Below are 17,375 nucleotides of genomic sequence, written 5' to 3' on the forward strand. Positions count from 1 at the left end.
ATAAATAAAAAAGCGGCACATCCACTTGATTGTGGATGTGCCGCTTTTTCTCTTATTTTTTATAGTTCTTCACAATTCTCTTCGAAATACGATTGTAGTTTCGCAATAACTTGCATCGGTTCATGACCTTCAATTTCATGACGCTCTACCATCGTTACAATTTTTCCATCTTTTAATAAAGCAAATGATGGAGAAGAAGGTGGGTACCCTTCGAAATATTCACGCGCTCTTGCTGTCGCTTCTTTATCTTGACCTGCAAACACCGTTACAAGGTGGTTAGGACGTTTATCATAATGTACGGAATGCGCAGCAGCAGGACGAGCAATACCACCTGCACAACCACATACAGAGTTTACCATTACAAGTGTTGTTCCATTTCTTTTAAATGCTTCTTCTACCGCTTCTGGCGTCGTCAATTCTGTATATCCAGCAGAGACAATCTCTTCACGCGCTTGGCGGACAACATCATTCATAAAAAAGTTAAAATTAATCACTCTTTTCCCTCCTCTAAAACTACCTATTTGTATCTTACCAGTTAATGTTTATGAAATACAAGTAAGTTTACTTGTATTTAAGTATAGAAAAGGTGTTAGAGCTCTTGCTCTAACACCTTTTCTTTAATGACCACGATGTTTTTGCTTTGCTTTTTGTACTTTAATTAAACGTCTTCTTTCTTTTTCAGCTTCTCGCTTCTCTTTAGACTGCACTTTCTTTTCTTGCTTATGCAATTCATAAGATAAACTAATCGCCTCTTGCGCCTTAGTAAAACGTTTAATAGTTGTTTCTTTTGCTGCTTGTCGTATGATACGCTTTATGTTTTTAGGACGCTGTTTTTCATTAACTTCTACACCACATTTTGCAAAGTGCTGAAAATGCTCTAAAATTGAACCATTCACAAACATAAGCACTTCTTCATCTGACGGTTCCGCTCCAAAAATATACCTCGCTCCATACAATTTCCCTTTTTCTTTACATGTAATAATTCCAACAAAAAATTGACCATCGTGATATACTGTCAAATCCATTGACAGCCCCTCCTTTAAAAGATTAGAAATACGGGACATCCCGGAGGGGAAGGTTACTGACATGAAATCATGCGTCTGGACTACCAACCAGAGCTGTGTTTTTGTATTTCTTTCACTATTATTATATCTTTTTTTCCATAATCTTCATATATTCAGCAATCATTTTTTTATGCGATCCTACAATATAGTCAGGTAGTTCTGTTAGTGAAAAGAATTTAAGCTGAACTGCTTCTTCTTTATTCATAACAAAATCCCCTTCGTATTCATCCGTATAATAGGCGGTTGTTACAGATTGAAATTCATCACCGTTTGCTAATTTTGTAAAGTAGTTCGCTCCAGAAAATACATTGATTAGTCGCAAATTCTTCACTTTTATTCCTGTCTCTTCATATACTTCACGATAAGCTGTTTCTTCTGGTGATTCACTAAGCTCCATTAGCCCGCCAGGTAGCCCCCATTTTCCGTACGGCTCTGTCCGCTGCTGTAATAAAACATATCCATTTTCATTTATAACGAGTACAACAGCACCAACTAAAATTAAAGGGCGATGACCAACTATTTTTCGTAATCCTTCTACATATCCCACCGTATCGCCTCCTTTTTCGTTGTCCACACTATTGTATCATATGTACGAAACGACAAAATGCGTATATCTTTCATTTTTTTAACAAAATATTTATTTTATGTGATTCATCTATTGTAGCTAACATGATAGATTCGACTTCTGTACTCTCCTCTAGCAATTCTCTCGCCCACGCTTCTGTTTTTCCTAATAATGCAAGAACATCTTTCTGTATCCTCCCATCCTTTACTAATACAAAAGAAACTGGAGATTTTTTTCCCGCCACTTTAAGATCAAGCCGCGAAACTGCTTCATATTTTGGATACCGAAATATAGAAACGACACCGTTTGCTTCCCATAATGCTAATTTAATCGTTTGAATATCGCTCACATTTCGCATACGAAATTCCGAAAATAAATATTCCGCCGTAATTCTCGCCTTTTTCAAATTGCTACAATCAATGGAACCATTGTGTATAAGAATAATAGGTGCAGGCTCTAAAAAACGTCTCCATCTATCCCATTTCAGCATTAAAACTGAGCTTATAATATGAAGTACAACAAGTATGAACGTTGTAATCATCGATCCCAGTAACCCTACTTTTTCATCAGACAATGCGTTAGAAATATTCCCACCAAGCAATAACACTAATACAACATCTAAAAAACGAAGTTGTGCGATAGACCTTTGCCCATCGCTTTCGCAACTAATATTAAAAATATGTATGCTATAATAGCCCGAATAACCCATTCACTATTAGAAAGATGCCGTGCTCCTTCAAAAATATGCATATGCATCACTTTGCACTCCTTACCCGTCTCAAACTGCTATCCTGTTTAGTTTGCAACGTTTATGAGCATATATGTAAAAAAGCTGTTCGTTTAAAAACGAACCAGCTTTTTTTACTTAACTGAAAACATATATTTTTTATAAGTTTTCCGTACCGATAGTATGAGCCCCATCATAATCATATTCGAGAATAAGGAACTTCCCCCATACGATAAGAAAGGTAATGCAATACCTTTTACAGGCATTAATCCAACAATCATACCGATGTTTTGGAATATTTGAACTGTTAATATACCGATTGATCCAGCGCATAATAATGTACCAAATAAATTATCAGCGGAATAACCAATAATAATTGTTCGATATAGTAGTAATAGGAACAAGAAGACAACTAAGGCTGCTACGATAAATCCACCTTCTTCGGCAATTGTAGCGAAAATAAAGTCAGTATGCTTCTCTGGGATATAGACGCTTCCTCCCCCAAACCCTTTGCCTTCCATTCCTCCACTACCTACAGCTAAAATCGATTGCTGTGTTTGATAACCTTGATCTGCATTTTCAAATGGATTTAACCAACCTACAATACGCGACTGTTGGTGAGGTTTTAGTAAAGTAACTAACTTATTATAGAAAAAATCTGGATACTTAAAGAAAATAAATATTAATGTAGATAATATGGTCACCGGAATAACTGTACATAATGCTATCAATTTTTTTTGAATACCTGACATAAATAAAATACATGCAATAGCAGCAGCATATAAGAACACCATACCTGTATCCGGTTGGCTATATACAACAGCCATAGGAGGAAGAGAAACTAGCATAATTTTACCTACTAATTTTAAATCCGTTTGGAATGTCCTTGCCATATACTGCGCATTATGTTTCACAGCTATGCTTGCTACTACAAGAAGCAATGCAATTTTGAAAAACTCAGACGGCTGAATTTGTCCAAGTACTGGAAAAACGAACCATCTTTTTGCACCTAATTTTTCAGGTGTGAAGGTGGAAACCGGTAGTATTTTCAAAAGAATAAGTGAACCAAACCCGGCAATATAAAGTGGCCAAGACAATTTTTGCAATTGATCTAAGTCGATGCTTGCAACAAGAAGTAACAATACAATCCCAATTATGTAGTTAACACCTTGTTTCATAGCAAAGTTTGCAGCTCCATACTGGCCCGTTTGCTGACTGCTATATATAGCAGCTATACTCGTCACACATAGTGCACACAAAATTAAAATTAATTTTACATCTAAACTTTTTAGAAACTCGGTACTTCTTTTCATGACATCCTCCTGAAACATTGTTACGACAAAAATAAAAAACCAGGAGTCAACATTCTTCATGTTTTGACGACTGATTACACATTATCTATAAAACACTTATATAGAATAACTCTCTTTTTCATACAATACAATATATATTATACTACAGTTTCATCAGTAAGATTTGCCAAAAAAATTATTCTTTTCTTATTTTATATCCATATACCATATATCAGCAATGTATTTTCGTAAATTCCTAATACATAATTGTTTATTGTAAGATTACTGGGAAAGGTATTATACATATAGTAGGATGTAGATGAAGAAATAAGATGATAAAAAGCTCGCATAAGCGAGCTTTTTATCATCTTCGGCAAGAAGGTAGGCTGAACTCTTTTGTTTCGCTCATAATAATTTTCAAGGCGAATGTTTGTTTCTTTTTTCTTACGATATCATGTAGATAAGGAGGGAATAGATTGTAAGACAACGAAATTAGATAATGATTATCATTCCGCTACTTGATCCAAAAGGAATTACGATGAAGACCATGTTCGCATGTTGTTTCATTTCGTTTCAAATATTGATTTGTCAAAAGTAATGAACTCTCTAAGAAAGGTGGTGAAAGAAATGGCTAGAAAGAAAGCAGTGAAAGTATTATGGAAACAAAAGAAAAGAGAAAAGATGCAACGATTCACGCAGAAACAGAATATCGGACGAACTATCCTGACTGCAAAAGAATTTCGTTTACTTGAGCGTATGTCGCATAGTTCAAAAGCTTTGCGAAATGTTGGCTTGTACACGATGAAACAAAGTTACTTAAACAATAACAGGATGGCTACTGTAAAAGAAGTGGATACTGCCATGCAAGCCGATATGAACTACTCGGGCGTTCAATCAAACTCTGTTCAAGCGATTCGTAGAGCCTTATTTACAGAAGTGAAGAGCTTTTTTAAAGCAATGGAACAGTGGAAGAAACATCCTGACAAGTTCACAGGTCGTCCTAAGTTTCCGAATTATTCTCGTTCCACTGACAAACGAATCATCGAAATCTATAAAGTTCCAAAAGTGGATGATAATGGGTATTGGATAATTCCGATGAATGTGGCATTCAGAAAAAAATTCGGTTCCATTAAAATACGTATGCCAAAAAATTTAAGACATAAAAAAATCTCCTACATTGAGATTGTACCGAAGCAAAAAGGTCGGTTCTTTGAGGTGCATTATACATATGAAATGCACGTTTCTCAAATGAAGAAACCATCCACGACTACGAGTAACGCTTTGAGTTGCGATTTAGGTGTAGATAGATTAGTAAGTTGCGTAACCAATACAGGTGACGCCTTCTTAATTGATGGGAAAAAATTAAAATCTATAAATCAATACTTCAACAAAACGATACGTAATCTACAACAGAAAAATATGGAGAATGGACTTTCAAAACGAGTTGTAACGAATAAAATCGCTGCACTTTGGCATAACCGAGAAAAACAAATAAATGGTTACATTTCACAAGCGGTAGGCCTGTTGTTCAAAAAAGTGAAAGAATTCGATATAGATACGATTGTTGTAGGGTATAACGCTGGTTGGAAACAAAAATCTCATATGGGGAAACAGAATAATCAAAAGTTTGTTCAAATCCCATTTCATAAACTGATTGCAGCGATTGAGAATAAATGTATAAAAGAAGGCATTCGATTTTTAAAACAAGAAGAAAGCTATACTTCAAAAGCTAGTTTTCTTGATAAAGATCCGGTTCCAGTTTGGTCTAAGGATGATAGGACGCAGTATCGCTTTAGTGGCAAACGAATTACTCGCGGTCTGTACCAAAGTAAAGCAGGAACATGTATCCATGCTGATATTAATGGTGCGTTGAATACATTGAAAAAATCAAAAATTGTAGAATTGGATGAAAATCTGAAAGTGAAAACGCCGATTCTATTAGAAGTGCAAAAACGTAAGGCTGTTACTTCGCGCATAGCTTAGTGGGTGCGTCAACCATCCATGTGTACTTGACTTGTCGGGGCTTGTAGCACACGCCGGATTCATCTGAGCGGTGGCTTCTTCCATAGGGAAGAACTTCTCTTTTTCGAAAGAGTGGTGCAAGTGGGAAAACAATCGTTCGTTGTCAGTACCGACCAAAAATATACTTGGGGTGTTACCATAAGGTGGCATGAATGCTAGAGCGTCAAACTGTCTAGCGATAGACGAAAAGACCTAGCGTTCAAACTCAAGCCCCCACTGAAATGCTTCATCTCAGTGGGGGTAGTTGACTAATATACAGATGTATTATTTTCTGACATGTTTTCTAAAATTTCTTTAACACGTCCTAAGAACTTACCACAAATTAAACCATCAAGTACTCGGTGATCAAGTGATAAACATAAGTTAACCATATCACGAGCACCGAACATACCGTTATCCATAATTACTGGGCGTTTTACAATTGATTCAACTTGTAAAATAGCCGCTTGTGGGTAATTAATAATACCCATAGATTGAACAGAGCCGAATGATCCTGTGTTATTAATTGTAAATGTTCCACCTTGCATTTCGTCTGCTTTTAACGATTTCGTACGTACTTTTCCTGCAAGTTCTGTAATTTCACGAGCGATACCTTTAATTGTTTTCTCGTCCGCTTGCTTAATTACTGGTACAAATAGTTCTTCCTCTGTTGCAACAGCGATAGAAAGGTTAATATCTTTCTTCTGAACAATTTTATCGCCAGCCCACATTGAATTAATTTGAGGATACTCTTTTAACGCTTGTGCTACTGCTTTTACGAAGAAAGCAAAGAACGTTAAGTTAAAGCCTTCACGCTTCTTAAATTCACCTTTAATTGAGTTACGGTATGACACAAGGTTTGTCACATCTACTTCAATCATCATCCAAGCATGTGGTGCTTCGTGTTTACTACGTAACATGTTTGCTGCGATTGCTTTACGCACACCTGTTACTGGAATTTCGATATCTCCAGGCATTGTAGGTACAGAAACTGGTTTCGCAGCTTCTATTTTTTGCGCTACTGGTGCTGCTTTTGGTGCTTCTGGGCGAGCTTCTACTACTGCCGCTACAGCTTCCTCTTTCTTCGCCGCACCTGCTTGTGGAATATTTCCAGATTCCACTAGCTTTAAAATATCTTTACGAGTGATACGGCCGTTTGCTCCCGTACCTTCTACTAAATCTAAATCAACGTTATGCTCACCCGCAAGTTTTAACACAGCTGGTGAAAAACGTGGTTTTCCATCAGTTGGTTGTTTTACTTTCGGTGCTTTTTCAGACGTAGCTACTTCTGCATTTGGTTCTTCTTTTGTTTTTTCCTCAACAGCTGTTGCTGCTACTTCATCTGCGCCTTCTACTTGAATCACACAAACTACTTCACCTACAGCTAACGTATCACCTTCACCAGCGATTAACTCTTTCACAATACCCGTGAAAGAAGATGGTACTTCAGCATTTACTTTATCAGTCATTACTTCTGCAAGCGGATCATACTTGTTTACGTGATCGCCAACATTAACGAGCCATTTACTAATTGTGCCCTCTGTAACGCTCTCCCCGAGCTGAGGCATTGTAATATTTTCTACAGCCATGTATAGTCCCCCCGATTAAAATTCCGCAAGTTCACGCATTGCTTTTTCAACTTTATCTGGATTTACCATAAAGAATTTTTCCATTGTTGGTGCATATGGCATTGCTGGAACGTCTGGACCTGCAAGACGTGCGATTGGCGCATCTAAATCAAATAGACAGTTTTCAGCAATAATTGCTGCCACTTCACTCATAATGCTTCCTTCTTTATTGTCTTCTGTTACAAGAAGAACTTTACCTGTTTTAGAAGCTGCTTCAATGATTGCTTCTTTATCTAATGGATATACAGTACGTAAATCAAGAATGTGTGCAGAGATGCCATCTTGTGCTAACTTTTCAGCCGCTTGAAGAGCAAAATGAACACATAATCCGTACGTGATAACTGTAATATCATCACCTTCACGTTTTACACCTGCTTTTCCGATTGGTAATACGTAGTCATCCTCCGGCACTTCACCTTTAATTAAACGATATGCACGTTTATGTTCGAAGAATAATACTGGATCTTCATCACGAATGGCTGCTTTTAATAAGCCTTTTGCATCATATGGTGTAGAAGGGATAACGATTTTTAAACCTGGTTGGTTTGCAAACATCGCTTCTACAGATTGTGAATGATACAATGCACCGTGAACACCCCCGCCAAATGGTGCACGAATTGTAACTGGACAAGTCCAATCATTATTAGAACGATAACGAATTTTTGCTGCCTCAGAAACAATTTGGTTTACTGCTGGCATGATGAAATCAGCAAACTGCATTTCAGCGATTGGACGCATACCATACATTGCCGCACCAATTGCTACCCCAGCAATTGCAGATTCTGCAAGCGGTGCATCAAGCGCACGATCTTCACCAAATTGATCATACAAACCGTGTGTCGCTTTAAACACACCACCTTTTTTACCAACATCTTCTCCTAAAACGAATACTTTCTCATCGCGTTCCATTTCTTCGCGCATTGCTAATGTAATAGCATCAATATAAGACATTACAGCCATGAAACGTTCCCCCCTATTCTGCGTATACGTGCTTCAATGCATCTTCAGGTGCTGCATACGGAGCATTTTCTGCATATTCTGTTGCTTCATTTACGATATGCATAATTTCGTCTAACATTTGTTTTTCCGATTCCTCAGTTAACACACCAGCTTCTTTTAAATAAGCCGCGAATGTTATAATTGAATCTTTTTTCTTTGCTTCTTCTACTTCTTCTTTATCACGATAAACACGATCATCATCGTCACTAGAATGTGCTGTTAAACGATATGATACTGTTTCAATTAAAGTTGGGCCTTCACCACGACGACCGCGATCTGCTGCTTCTTTTACAGCTTTATATACTGCAAGCGGATCGTTTCCGTCTATTGTATATCCAGGCATACCGTAACCAATCGCACGATCTGATACGTTTTTACATGCTAATTGTTTTTCAACTGGAATAGAGATTGCATATTTGTTATTTTCACACATAAAAATAACAGGTAGTTTGTGTACACCAGCAAAGTTTGCCCCCTCATGGAAGTCACCTTGGTTTGAAGAACCTTCTCCAAATGTAACGAACGTTACTAAATCTTTCTTCTCCATTTTTCCAGCTAGTGCAATACCGACTGCATGTGGTACTTGCGTTGTTACTGGAGATGAACCTGTAACAATACGATTTTTCTTTTGACCGAAGTGACCAGGCATTTGACGACCACCAGAGTTTGGATCTCCAGCTTTCGCGAAAGCAGACAACATAAGCTCTTTAGCTGTCATACCAAATGCTAGTACAACACCCATATCACGGTAGTATGGTAATGCATAATCTTTCTCTCTATCAAGAGCGAACGCCGCTCCAACTTGTGCAGCCTCTTGTCCTTGACAAGAAATTACGAATGGAATTTTACCAGCGCGGTTTAATAACCACATACGTTCGTCGATTTTACGTGCAAGTAACATCGTACGGAACATTTCTAATACTTGCTCATCACTTAAGCCAAGCTCTTCATGGCGCTTTTCTTTTACTTCTGCCATTTTTCATAACCTCCTAAATCCACATTTTTATGCGTGTAACGCTCTTCCATCTACAGCAAGTGCTGCTTCACCAATCGCCTCAGATAATGATGGATGCGGATGAATTGTATGTGCTACTTCCCAAGGTGTTGCATCAAGTACTCTTGCAAGACCAGCTTCAGAAATCATATCTGTTACATGCGGTCCGATCATATGAACACCAAGAATGTCATTTGTCTCTTCATCAACTACAAGTTTTACGAAACCATCTGATTCTCCGTATACAAGTGCTTTTCCGATTGCGCGGAATGAGAACTTACCTACTTTTAACTTATAGCCTTTTTCTTTCGCTTCTTGTTCTGTTAAACCGACAGAAGCAACTTCTGGACTGCTATATACGCATTTTGATACCATAGAGTAATCAATTGGTGTAACTTCTTTCCCTGCAATATGTTCTACTGCAGCAATTCCTTCATGAGAAGCAACGTGAGCAAGTTGCAGGCCACCGATTACATCTCCAATTGCGTAAATATGCGATTCTTTCGTTTGATAAAACTCATTTGTTTGAATGTATCCTTTTTCCACAACGATATCTGTGTTCTCTAAGCCAATATTTTGCGTATTCGCTTGTCTTCCTACAGATACAAGCATTTTTTCTGCTTTAAATTCTTTATTTTCACCGTTGTGTTCAGCTTGGATTGTTACTCCGTTATCTTTTACCAATGTTTCTGGTAATACTTTTGCACCAGTTACTACTTTAATACCTTTTTTCTTGAATAGACGTTGCATTTCTTTTGAGACGTCTTGATCTTCTAGTGGTAATATCGTTTTCGCATACTCTAATACTGTAACTTCTACACCGAAGTCAGCAAGCATAGATGCCCACTCAATACCGATTACACCGCCACCAACGATAATAATCGAACTAGGAAGCGTTTCCATTTTTAGAGCATGATCTGAAGACATTACGTACTCTCCGTCTAATTCTAAACCTGGTAATGAATTTGGACGAGAACCTGTTGCAATAAGTACATTTTTTGGAATTAACATTTCATTCTCTTCTCCACTTGCAAGTTCAACTGAAATTGTCCCTGGCATCGGAGAGAAAATAGATGGGCCAAGAATACGGCCAATACCTTCAAACACATCAATTTTACCTTGTTTCATTAAGTGTTGAACGCCTTTATGAAGCTGCGTTACAATCTTCTCTTTACGCTCTTGTACTTTCGCAAAGTTTAGTTCTACATTGCTTGCAATAACTCCGAACTCTTCGCTTTTTTTAGCAGTTGCATATACTTCCGCACTACGTAAAAGAGCTTTACTAGGGATACATCCTTTGTGTAAACAAGTACCACCAAGATTTTCTTTTTCGACTAGTGCAGTTTTTAACCCTAGTTGTGATGCACGAATTGCAGCAACATATCCACCAGTACCGCCGCCAACGATGACTAAATCATATTCTTTTGCCATTATCTCAACCCCTAGCTACCGTTTCTTTTTCACGTACAACGTATTCTTTTGGAGCTTCTTCTTCACGTAATACACGAAGTGCTCCTTCTGCTAACGCTTCTAACTCATCTTCGCCTGGATGTACAATAACATCTGCAATCCAGTCCACTCGCTCTTTTATTTCATCGACAAGAATTTTACTGTATGCCAGTCCACCAGTTAATACGATTGCATCGATTTTCCCGTGAAGTACAGCGCTAGCTCCGCCAATCTCTTTTGCAACTTGATATGCCATTGCTTTATAAATAAGAGTTGCTTCAGGATCACCTTTTTCAACCATTTTCTCTACTTTAATCGCATCATTTGTACCGATTAAACTTACAAGTCCACCTTGTCCGACAAGCTTTTTAATCATTTCATCTCGGTAATACTCACCAGAGAAACACATTTCTACTAGTTGCCCTACTGGTACTGTACCAGCACGCTCTGGACTAAATGGTCCTTCTCCGTTTAAACCGTTATTCACATCGATTACTCTTCCTTTTTTATGAGCACCAACTGTAATACCACCGCCCATATGTGTAACTAATAAATTTAAATCCTCATATTTGTGGTTTAACTGTTCGGCTACTTTACGAGCAACTGCTTTTTGATTTAATGCATGGAAGATACTTTTACGTTCCATACCAGCAATACCACTTATACGAGCAACTGGCTCCATCTCATCTACAACGACAGGATCCACAATAAATGCAGGAATGTTTAATCCAGAAGCAATTTCATATGCTAAAATGCCTCCAAGGTTTGAAGCGTGATGACCGCTAAACCCATTTTTTAAATCTTCTAACATCGCATCATTTACTGTATACGTACCGCCTTCGATTGGACGAAGTAATCCACCACGTCCACAAACAGCGTTTAATTTTGAAATGTTAATACCATGAGAATGTAGAACTTCTAAAATCGTTTCTTTTCGAAACTCATATTGGTCGATAATTCGCTTGTATTTCCCAATCTGTTCTACGTCATGACGAATCGTTTCTTCTAAAACGGGTCTTTCATTATCAAAAACACCAATTTTTGTGGATGTACTACCTGGGTTAATAACAAGAATTCGATTTACAGACAATGTTGCTACCTCCACTAATAAATTCAAAAGGAAGCGGAAACCTCATAAGAGGTAACCACGCCTTTTGTAAAAGTTATATATGAATGATTAGCGACGGCTAATAATATCGTGACCGTTGCGTAAGTAAGTGCTACGAGAATTTTTCAAGCTTGCAATGCGCTCTTCAGCTAGACGATCTGCCGCTACATAAGTTGCTATGCCATCGCGTTTTGAAATTTCGATTACTTTTGCAATTGTGTCATAAATAGACTCAACACGTTTTAGTGCACGTTCTCTATTGTATCCATATAATTCGTCTGCTACGTTAATTACGCCACCTGCATTAATTACATAATCTGGTGCGTATACAATACCCATTTCATGAATGATGTCACCGTGACGATTTTCTTTTAATTGGTTATTTGCAGAACCTGCGATTACTTTTGCTTTAAGTTGTGGAATAGTTTCATCATTAACTGTTGCGCCTAATGCACATGGTGCGTAAATATCGCATTCAACACCGTAAATTTCATTTGGTTCAACTGCTGATGCACCGAATTCTTCTACAGCACGTTGTACAGCTTCTTTATTAATATCTGTAACGATTAATTTTGCTCCTTCAGCGTGTAAATGTTTGCATAGGTGATATGCTACGTTACCAACGCCTTGAACAGCAATTACTTTTCCTTCTAAATTGTCAGTACCGAAAGCTTCTTTTGCAGCTGCTTTCATACCACGGTAAACACCGTATGCAGTTACTGGAGATGGGTTACCAGAAGAACCGAATGATGGTGAGATACCTGTTACAAAGTCAGTTTCTTCATGGATAATATCCATATCATCTACTGTTGTACCAACATCTTCAGCTGTAATGTAACGTCCGTTTAGTCCTTGGATATAACGTCCTAGTGCACGGAACATTGCTTCGCTCTTATCTTTACGAGGATCACCGATAATTACTGTTTTCGCACCACCTAAGTTTAAACCAGCTGCTGCGTTTTTGTATGTCATCCCTTTTGCAAGACGCAATGCATCTTCAATCGCCGCTTCTTCAGAATCATATGTCCACATTCTTGTTCCACCAAGAGCCGGTCCAAGTGTTGTATCATGAATTGCAATAATTGCTTTTAAACCAGATTCTTTATCTTGACAAAATACTACTTGCTCATAATCATATTTTTCTAAGTATTCGAAGATTTCTAATGTCATTGTCGTTTCCCCCTAATGTTTTACCCTTTTTGGTTTATTTTGAAGCAGTCGCAACTGCCAATGCTAATGAATATACTTTTGTTTCTGCTGAATCAGCACGAGATGTTAAAACAATCGGTGCTTTTGCGCCAGCAATCATTGCTCCTACTTTTGCATCCGCAAAGTATACGAGTGATTTATATAGCACATTTCCAGCTTCAATCGTTGGGACGAGTAAAATATCTGCCTTACCTGCTACATCACTTACTATGCCTTTATGCTCTGCTGCAATTTGTGATACTGCATTATCTAAAGCAAGTGGTCCATCAACGATACAATCTTTAATTTGTCCGCGGCGATTCATTTGTGTTAACATCGCTGCATCAATTGTCGCCTGCATCGCTGGATTCACAACTTCTACTGCTGCGATTGGTGCCACTTTGGGCAAGTCGATTCCTATTGCCTGGGCAACTTCTACAGTATTTTGTATAATAGCAGCTTTTTGTGTTACGTCAGGTGCGATGTTCATCGCTGCATCTGTAACGAAAATAAGACGGTCGTAATTTTGAACTTCAAATGCTGCTACATGTGAAAGTACGCTACCTTTACGTAGGCCCCACTCTTTGTTTAACACAGCCTTCAAAATATTTGCTGTTGGGATGTTCCCCTTCATAAGCACATCTGCTTCACCATTTCTCACAGCTTTAACAGAAAGTTCTGCAGCTTCAGCACTAGACATTGCTGCAATCACTTCAACATGTTCTGAAGTTTGTAAACCATGTTCTTGTAGCATCCCCATTATTTTTTCTTGATTTCCATATAGACGAAATTGAGCTAGCTGTAATTTAATTGCTTTCGCTACAGCTTCAATTACTTCATGATCTTCAGCTACTGCTACAGCCACAGTTTTTTTAGGCTGTCCTGCTTGATCAATTAAGTATTCTAACTTCATATTTTGTAATCAACCCTTTCCGTCGTCCCTCGTCCATTTATAAAGCAAATACCGTGCCAACTTTTAAAAGTGGTCTTACCAATAATGAAAACGTATTCAAAATGCAGTAAAATCAATACTTTGGAAAATAACGAAAAATTCTGTCTTATCTTGTCGCTTTTTGTATACCATGCAATAAATTGCACGGTATGCAATTTATTGCATGCTATTTTTTGCATGGTTATACTTTTCTAGCTTGTAATATAAATTTCGAACGGAAATTCCTAACGCTTTTGCAGTTTGTGTTTTATTCCCATCAAATCTCTCCAAATATTCATAAATAATATTCCCTTCAAACTCTGTCACTAAATGTTCAAGTGGCTTTTCTTCTAATTCAGGTAATAAATGAGATTGCTTTGACTCCACCTGCTCTTCGTTATGTAATGGCGGTAAATGGTGTACATCAATATAGGTCTCGTTATAATTCATAAAGATAATAGCTCTCCCCAAAATATTTTCAAGTTCCCTCACATTTCCTGGCCATTCGTATGATTGTAAATATAAAACGGCTGAATCAGTGAGCCCTTCTACATTACGACCGTAATCTTGATTAATTTTTTGAATCAACCTGTCCGCAATTGTCGGTATATCTCCTTTACGTTGACGAAGAGATGGAATTTGAATTGGGATTTTATTTAATCGATAATATAAATCCTCCCTAAACTTCCCTTCTAGAATAGCCTTTTCTAAATTCACATGTGTCGCTGCAATTACTCGAACATTAATAGGTATCGCTTTCGTTCCACCAACTTTTACAATTTCTTTTTCCTGCAATACACGAAGGAGTTTCGCTTGTGTATTTGCAGACAACTCCCCTATTTCATCTAAAAAAATACTACCGTTATTCGCTTCCTCAAAGAACCCACGTTTCCCGCCTCTTTTCGCTCCAGAAAACGCCCCTTCCTCATAACCAAATAATTCACTTTCTAACAACGTCTCCGAAATGGCCGCACAGTTTACACGGACGAACTTATTGTATTTTCGATTACTTCCATTATGGATTGCATGTGCAAACAATTCTTTACCAGTCCCAGATTCCCCGCGTAACAGTACTGTTGCTGGTGTATTCGCTCCTAGCTTCGCCTGTTCGATAGCTGCAGTTGTTTCATCTGAATTTCCGACAATATCATCAAATGAATATTTCGCTTCTAATGTGCGAATAATTTGCCTTGCTCTATTCAATTCATTTGTTAATTTTTGAATTTCCGACACGTCACGGATAACGCCGACGCTTCCTTTCAATATTCCATCCACAATAACTGGTGCTACGTTTACAATTACATCTCGCTTTTTTTGCCCAATCTTCATATGTATTCCGCGCACCGCACGACGCGTTCGAAGTACTTTCATATGCATACTTTCGCCTTCTACAATATCAGTTGTAGCAGGCTTCCCAATAATATCTTCTTCTGTTAAACCCGTTAATTTCGTATATGCCGGGTTAATGACTAAACCTCTTCCTTTTTCATCCACAACTGAAATCGCTTCTTCAGATGAGTTAATAATTGCCTCTAATAGTGTTTGAATTTCTTTTAAATCTGTAACTTCTTCCGCAAGATCTACAACTTCTGTTATATCTTTAAAAATTGCAAATGCCCCTTGCACCTCTCCGCCTTCTTTTAATATTGGAATACGCGTTGTAATAATTTTCTTTCCATTCTCTAATGTCAGTTCATAATTTACTTCTATTTGTTTCGTACGTATAATGCGAAGTAATTTACTAGTTGGAATGACTTCTAAAATATATTTTCCTATCGCCTCTTCTTTTTTATATCCGATAATACGCTCTGCACTTTTATTAAAAAGACGAACTTGTCCCTCTCGATCAATTACGATCATGCCGTCATGTGTAGAATTTAAAATTAATTCTCCTTGTTGCGTTTGTTCCTCTAACTGCCCAATTAGCCCTTCCTTCTCATGCGCTAATCCTGTAACAATTTTTGCGATATCACCTGGTATAAGAAGAGTGTCTTTTTTCTTTTTTTCCAACAAAACTTTATGTACATCATCTTCACCTGTCATATCAAATATTACATCAATATGCATAGAAAGAAATGGAGTTACACTTTCTCCAATTGCAATCCCGTATTCCTTAGCAATTTGTAATCCTTTTGCCAATGGATTTATATCAATAATCCCTATAATTTGAAATATATTCGAACTTTGTAACAGATTCAGCAGCGCGCTCCCGCCTTCACCCGCACCAACAATTAATACTTTTTGTTTCATATATTACACTTCCTCTCGAAGTAACTCTGCAAATTTTTTCACACCCTTATCTTACTCGTTCAGCACCCTCTTGACAAACCCCTTTCCGTATAACATCATTAAAATATACGAAATAATCTGAAAAGGAGTATTATGTATGCAGCGTTACGTTGCTCTACTATTAGCACTCATCCCTATTTCATTAGCTGTATTTGGTATAAAGTTAATGAGAGATACGGTATTCGGGATTCTATTTCCACCAATTTCTATACTGTGGTTACAATTTTTAATCGGCGCTCTCTGCTTCGCGCTCGGCTTTTATATCTTTGGTGGCTTCGTCTTGCACCGAGATCGCAAACGAAATAAAGTACAAGCTCGCTTTAGAAGATAGGAATGCCCCACTATTTATAAATAAAAAAATGAGACCGTTACACGCGGTCTCATTTTTTTATTGGCAATAACGTTCTTGCCGTTTCAGGGTAATCAGTAATAATCGCCGATATATTCATATCAAAATATTTACGCATAAGCGTTTCTTCATTAATTGTATAAGGGCGAACCTCTACACCACTTTCCATCGTTAGTTCGACAATAGCATCTTGAAGGTAACGATAATTCGGATGTACTGCTGTAGCCCCCATTTTTTTCGCGTATGCCCACGGACTATGCAAACCTTCGCGATATAAAATTGCTGTTTGAATATCAGGAGCCATCATATGGCACCGTTTCATACTGTAGTGATTAAACGAAGAAAATACAACACGATCCTCTAAACTAAATTTCCGTACAAGCGTTATAACTTCTTCCTCTAAACCTCTGTATGGAATTTTATTATTTTTAAGTTCAATATTAAGTAGCAAACTCGTTTGTTCAAGCCATTCTAATACCTCTTCTAAAAGTGGTATTTTACAAAAACCTACTTTATCACCAAATTTATAACTTGCATCTAACTTACATAAGTCCTCATATACATAATTCCGAACCGCACCTTTTCCATTTGTTGTCCGGTCCACCGTTTCATCATGAATGACGACAACTTTCCCATCTTTCGTTAATTGAACATCAAGTTCAATTCCATCCGCTCTAAAAGACTCAGCCGCTTCAAATGAAATCATTGTATTTTCTGGGTACGTTCCAGCCGCACCACGATGTGCAAATATAAGAGTCATCCTCACTCCCCCAATCTTATGCTATACTATA

15 protein-coding genes and 1 pseudogene are annotated in these 17,375 nt (G+C 37.7%); 2 read left to right on the top strand and 14 right to left on the bottom strand.

The features are described from left to right. Window positions 1-59: 59 nt before the first annotated feature. The 5 genes and pseudogenes from AXW78_RS19780 to AXW78_RS19800 all read right to left on the bottom strand — a co-directional run bounded on the left by AXW78_RS19780 (window position 60) and on the right by AXW78_RS19800 (window position 3,669). Window positions 60-473, bottom strand: a complete 414-nt coding sequence (locus AXW78_RS19780) for a BrxA/BrxB family bacilliredoxin (protein ID WP_001979317.1) — start codon at window positions 471-473, stop codon at window positions 60-62. Between the two features lie 144 nt (window positions 474-617). Next, a complete protein-coding gene (locus AXW78_RS19785) occupies window positions 618-1,025 on the bottom strand; it encodes a YjdF family protein (protein ID WP_000366582.1) in 408 nt (135 codons plus the stop codon). A gap of 121 nt (window positions 1,026-1,146) precedes the next feature. Further along, window positions 1,147-1,611, bottom strand: coding sequence for an NUDIX hydrolase (locus tag AXW78_RS19790; RefSeq protein ID WP_061884557.1), 465 nt, complete (start codon window positions 1,609-1,611; stop codon window positions 1,147-1,149). A 70-nt stretch (window positions 1,612-1,681) separates the two neighbouring features. After that, a pseudogene (locus AXW78_RS19795) lies at window positions 1,682-2,385 on the bottom strand (DUF421 domain-containing protein). Window positions 2,386-2,490: 105 nt separating this feature from the next. Beyond that, window positions 2,491-3,669: an FtsW/RodA/SpoVE family cell cycle protein gene (locus AXW78_RS19800; protein ID WP_000831178.1), complete on the bottom strand. Its 1,179-nt coding sequence runs from the start codon at window positions 3,667-3,669 to the stop codon at window positions 2,491-2,493. A gap of 606 nt (window positions 3,670-4,275) precedes the next feature. Here AXW78_RS19800 and AXW78_RS19805 point away from each other — a divergent pair. Then, window positions 4,276-5,631 (top strand): RNA-guided endonuclease TnpB family protein, encoded by a 1,356-nt coding sequence (locus AXW78_RS19805; protein ID WP_061884559.1) that lies wholly within the window; start codon window positions 4,276-4,278, stop codon window positions 5,629-5,631. Window positions 5,632-5,918: 287 nt separating this feature from the next. Here AXW78_RS19805 and AXW78_RS19810 read toward each other — a convergent pair whose 3' ends face one another. The 8 genes from AXW78_RS19810 to AXW78_RS19850 form a co-directional block, all read right to left on the bottom strand. Further along, a complete protein-coding gene (locus AXW78_RS19810; RefSeq protein ID WP_061884560.1) occupies window positions 5,919-7,238 on the bottom strand; it encodes a dihydrolipoamide acetyltransferase family protein in 1,320 nt (439 codons plus the stop codon). Between the two features lie 15 nt (window positions 7,239-7,253). Further along, window positions 7,254-8,237, bottom strand: coding sequence for a 3-methyl-2-oxobutanoate dehydrogenase subunit beta (gene bfmBAB / locus AXW78_RS19815; RefSeq protein WP_061884561.1), 984 nt, complete (start codon window positions 8,235-8,237; stop codon window positions 7,254-7,256). 13 nt (window positions 8,238-8,250) lie between these two features. Then, window positions 8,251-9,252, bottom strand: coding sequence for a 3-methyl-2-oxobutanoate dehydrogenase subunit alpha (gene bfmBAA / locus AXW78_RS19820; protein WP_000852551.1), 1,002 nt, complete (start codon window positions 9,250-9,252; stop codon window positions 8,251-8,253). Window positions 9,253-9,279: 27 nt separating this feature from the next. Then, complete coding sequence (gene lpdA / locus AXW78_RS19825; RefSeq protein ID WP_001051289.1) at window positions 9,280-10,701, bottom strand: dihydrolipoyl dehydrogenase; 1,422 nt, start codon at window positions 10,699-10,701, stop codon at window positions 9,280-9,282. A 4-nt stretch (window positions 10,702-10,705) separates the two neighbouring features. Next, entirely contained in the window at window positions 10,706-11,809 is a 1,104-nt protein-coding gene (buk, locus tag AXW78_RS19830) for a butyrate kinase (RefSeq protein WP_000115780.1), read from the bottom strand. Window positions 11,810-11,896: 87 nt separating this feature from the next. After that, the gene (locus tag AXW78_RS19835) at window positions 11,897-12,997 is read right to left on the bottom strand and encodes a leucine dehydrogenase (RefSeq protein WP_000171357.1); all 1,101 of its coding nucleotides are present in this window, start codon (window positions 12,995-12,997) and stop codon (window positions 11,897-11,899) included. A gap of 34 nt (window positions 12,998-13,031) precedes the next feature. Continuing rightward, window positions 13,032-13,928, bottom strand: a complete 897-nt coding sequence (gene yqiS, locus AXW78_RS19840) for a phosphate butyryltransferase (protein ID WP_000764680.1) — start codon at window positions 13,926-13,928, stop codon at window positions 13,032-13,034. 195 nt (window positions 13,929-14,123) lie between these two features. Beyond that, the gene (locus AXW78_RS19850; RefSeq protein ID WP_000810968.1) at window positions 14,124-16,196 is read right to left on the bottom strand and encodes a sigma-54 interaction domain-containing protein; all 2,073 of its coding nucleotides are present in this window, start codon (window positions 16,194-16,196) and stop codon (window positions 14,124-14,126) included. Between the two features lie 136 nt (window positions 16,197-16,332). Between AXW78_RS19850 and AXW78_RS19855 the strand changes: the two genes are divergently transcribed. Continuing rightward, window positions 16,333-16,566, top strand: coding sequence for a DUF2627 domain-containing protein (locus AXW78_RS19855; RefSeq protein WP_001190210.1), 234 nt, complete (start codon window positions 16,333-16,335; stop codon window positions 16,564-16,566). A gap of 49 nt (window positions 16,567-16,615) precedes the next feature. Here the strand turns inward: AXW78_RS19855 and AXW78_RS19860 are convergent, their stop codons facing one another. Beyond that, window positions 16,616-17,344, bottom strand: a complete 729-nt coding sequence (locus tag AXW78_RS19860) for a glycerophosphodiester phosphodiesterase (RefSeq protein ID WP_000172585.1) — start codon at window positions 17,342-17,344, stop codon at window positions 16,616-16,618. Window positions 17,345-17,375 lie beyond the last annotated feature (31 nt).

Source organism: Bacillus thuringiensis (assembly GCF_001595725.1).
GTDB classification, from domain to species: domain Bacteria; phylum Bacillota; class Bacilli; order Bacillales; family Bacillaceae_G; genus Bacillus_A; species Bacillus_A thuringiensis_K.

Coding starts and splice junctions, on each gene's coding strand:
- AXW78_RS19860 (WP_000172585.1), bottom strand. CDS start 17,344: ATGACTCTTATATTTGCACATCGTGGTGCGGCTGGAACGTACCCAGAA.
- bfmBAB (WP_061884561.1), bottom strand. CDS start 8,237: ATGGCTGTAATGTCTTATATTGATGCTATTACATTAGCAATGCGCGAA.
- AXW78_RS19805 (WP_061884559.1), top strand. CDS start 4,276: ATGGCTAGAAAGAAAGCAGTGAAAGTATTATGGAAACAAAAGAAAAGA.
- AXW78_RS19785 (WP_000366582.1), bottom strand. CDS start 1,025: ATGGATTTGACAGTATATCACGATGGTCAATTTTTTGTTGGAATTATT.
- lpdA (WP_001051289.1), bottom strand. CDS start 10,701: ATGGCAAAAGAATATGATTTAGTCATCGTTGGCGGCGGTACTGGTGGA.
- AXW78_RS19855 (WP_001190210.1), top strand. CDS start 16,333: ATGCAGCGTTACGTTGCTCTACTATTAGCACTCATCCCTATTTCATTA.
- yqiS (WP_000764680.1), bottom strand. CDS start 13,928: ATGAAGTTAGAATACTTAATTGATCAAGCAGGACAGCCTAAAAAAACT.
- AXW78_RS19835 (WP_000171357.1), bottom strand. CDS start 12,997: ATGACATTAGAAATCTTCGAATACTTAGAAAAATATGATTATGAGCAA.
- AXW78_RS19850 (WP_000810968.1), bottom strand. CDS start 16,196: ATGAAACAAAAAGTATTAATTGTTGGTGCGGGTGAAGGCGGGAGCGCG.
- bfmBAA (WP_000852551.1), bottom strand. CDS start 9,252: ATGGCAGAAGTAAAAGAAAAGCGCCATGAAGAGCTTGGCTTAAGTGAT.
- AXW78_RS19780 (WP_001979317.1), bottom strand. CDS start 473: ATGAATGATGTTGTCCGCCAAGCGCGTGAAGAGATTGTCTCTGCTGGA.
- AXW78_RS19800 (WP_000831178.1), bottom strand. CDS start 3,669: ATGAAAAGAAGTACCGAGTTTCTAAAAAGTTTAGATGTAAAATTAATT.
- AXW78_RS19810 (WP_061884560.1), bottom strand. CDS start 7,238: ATGGCTGTAGAAAATATTACAATGCCTCAGCTCGGGGAGAGCGTTACA.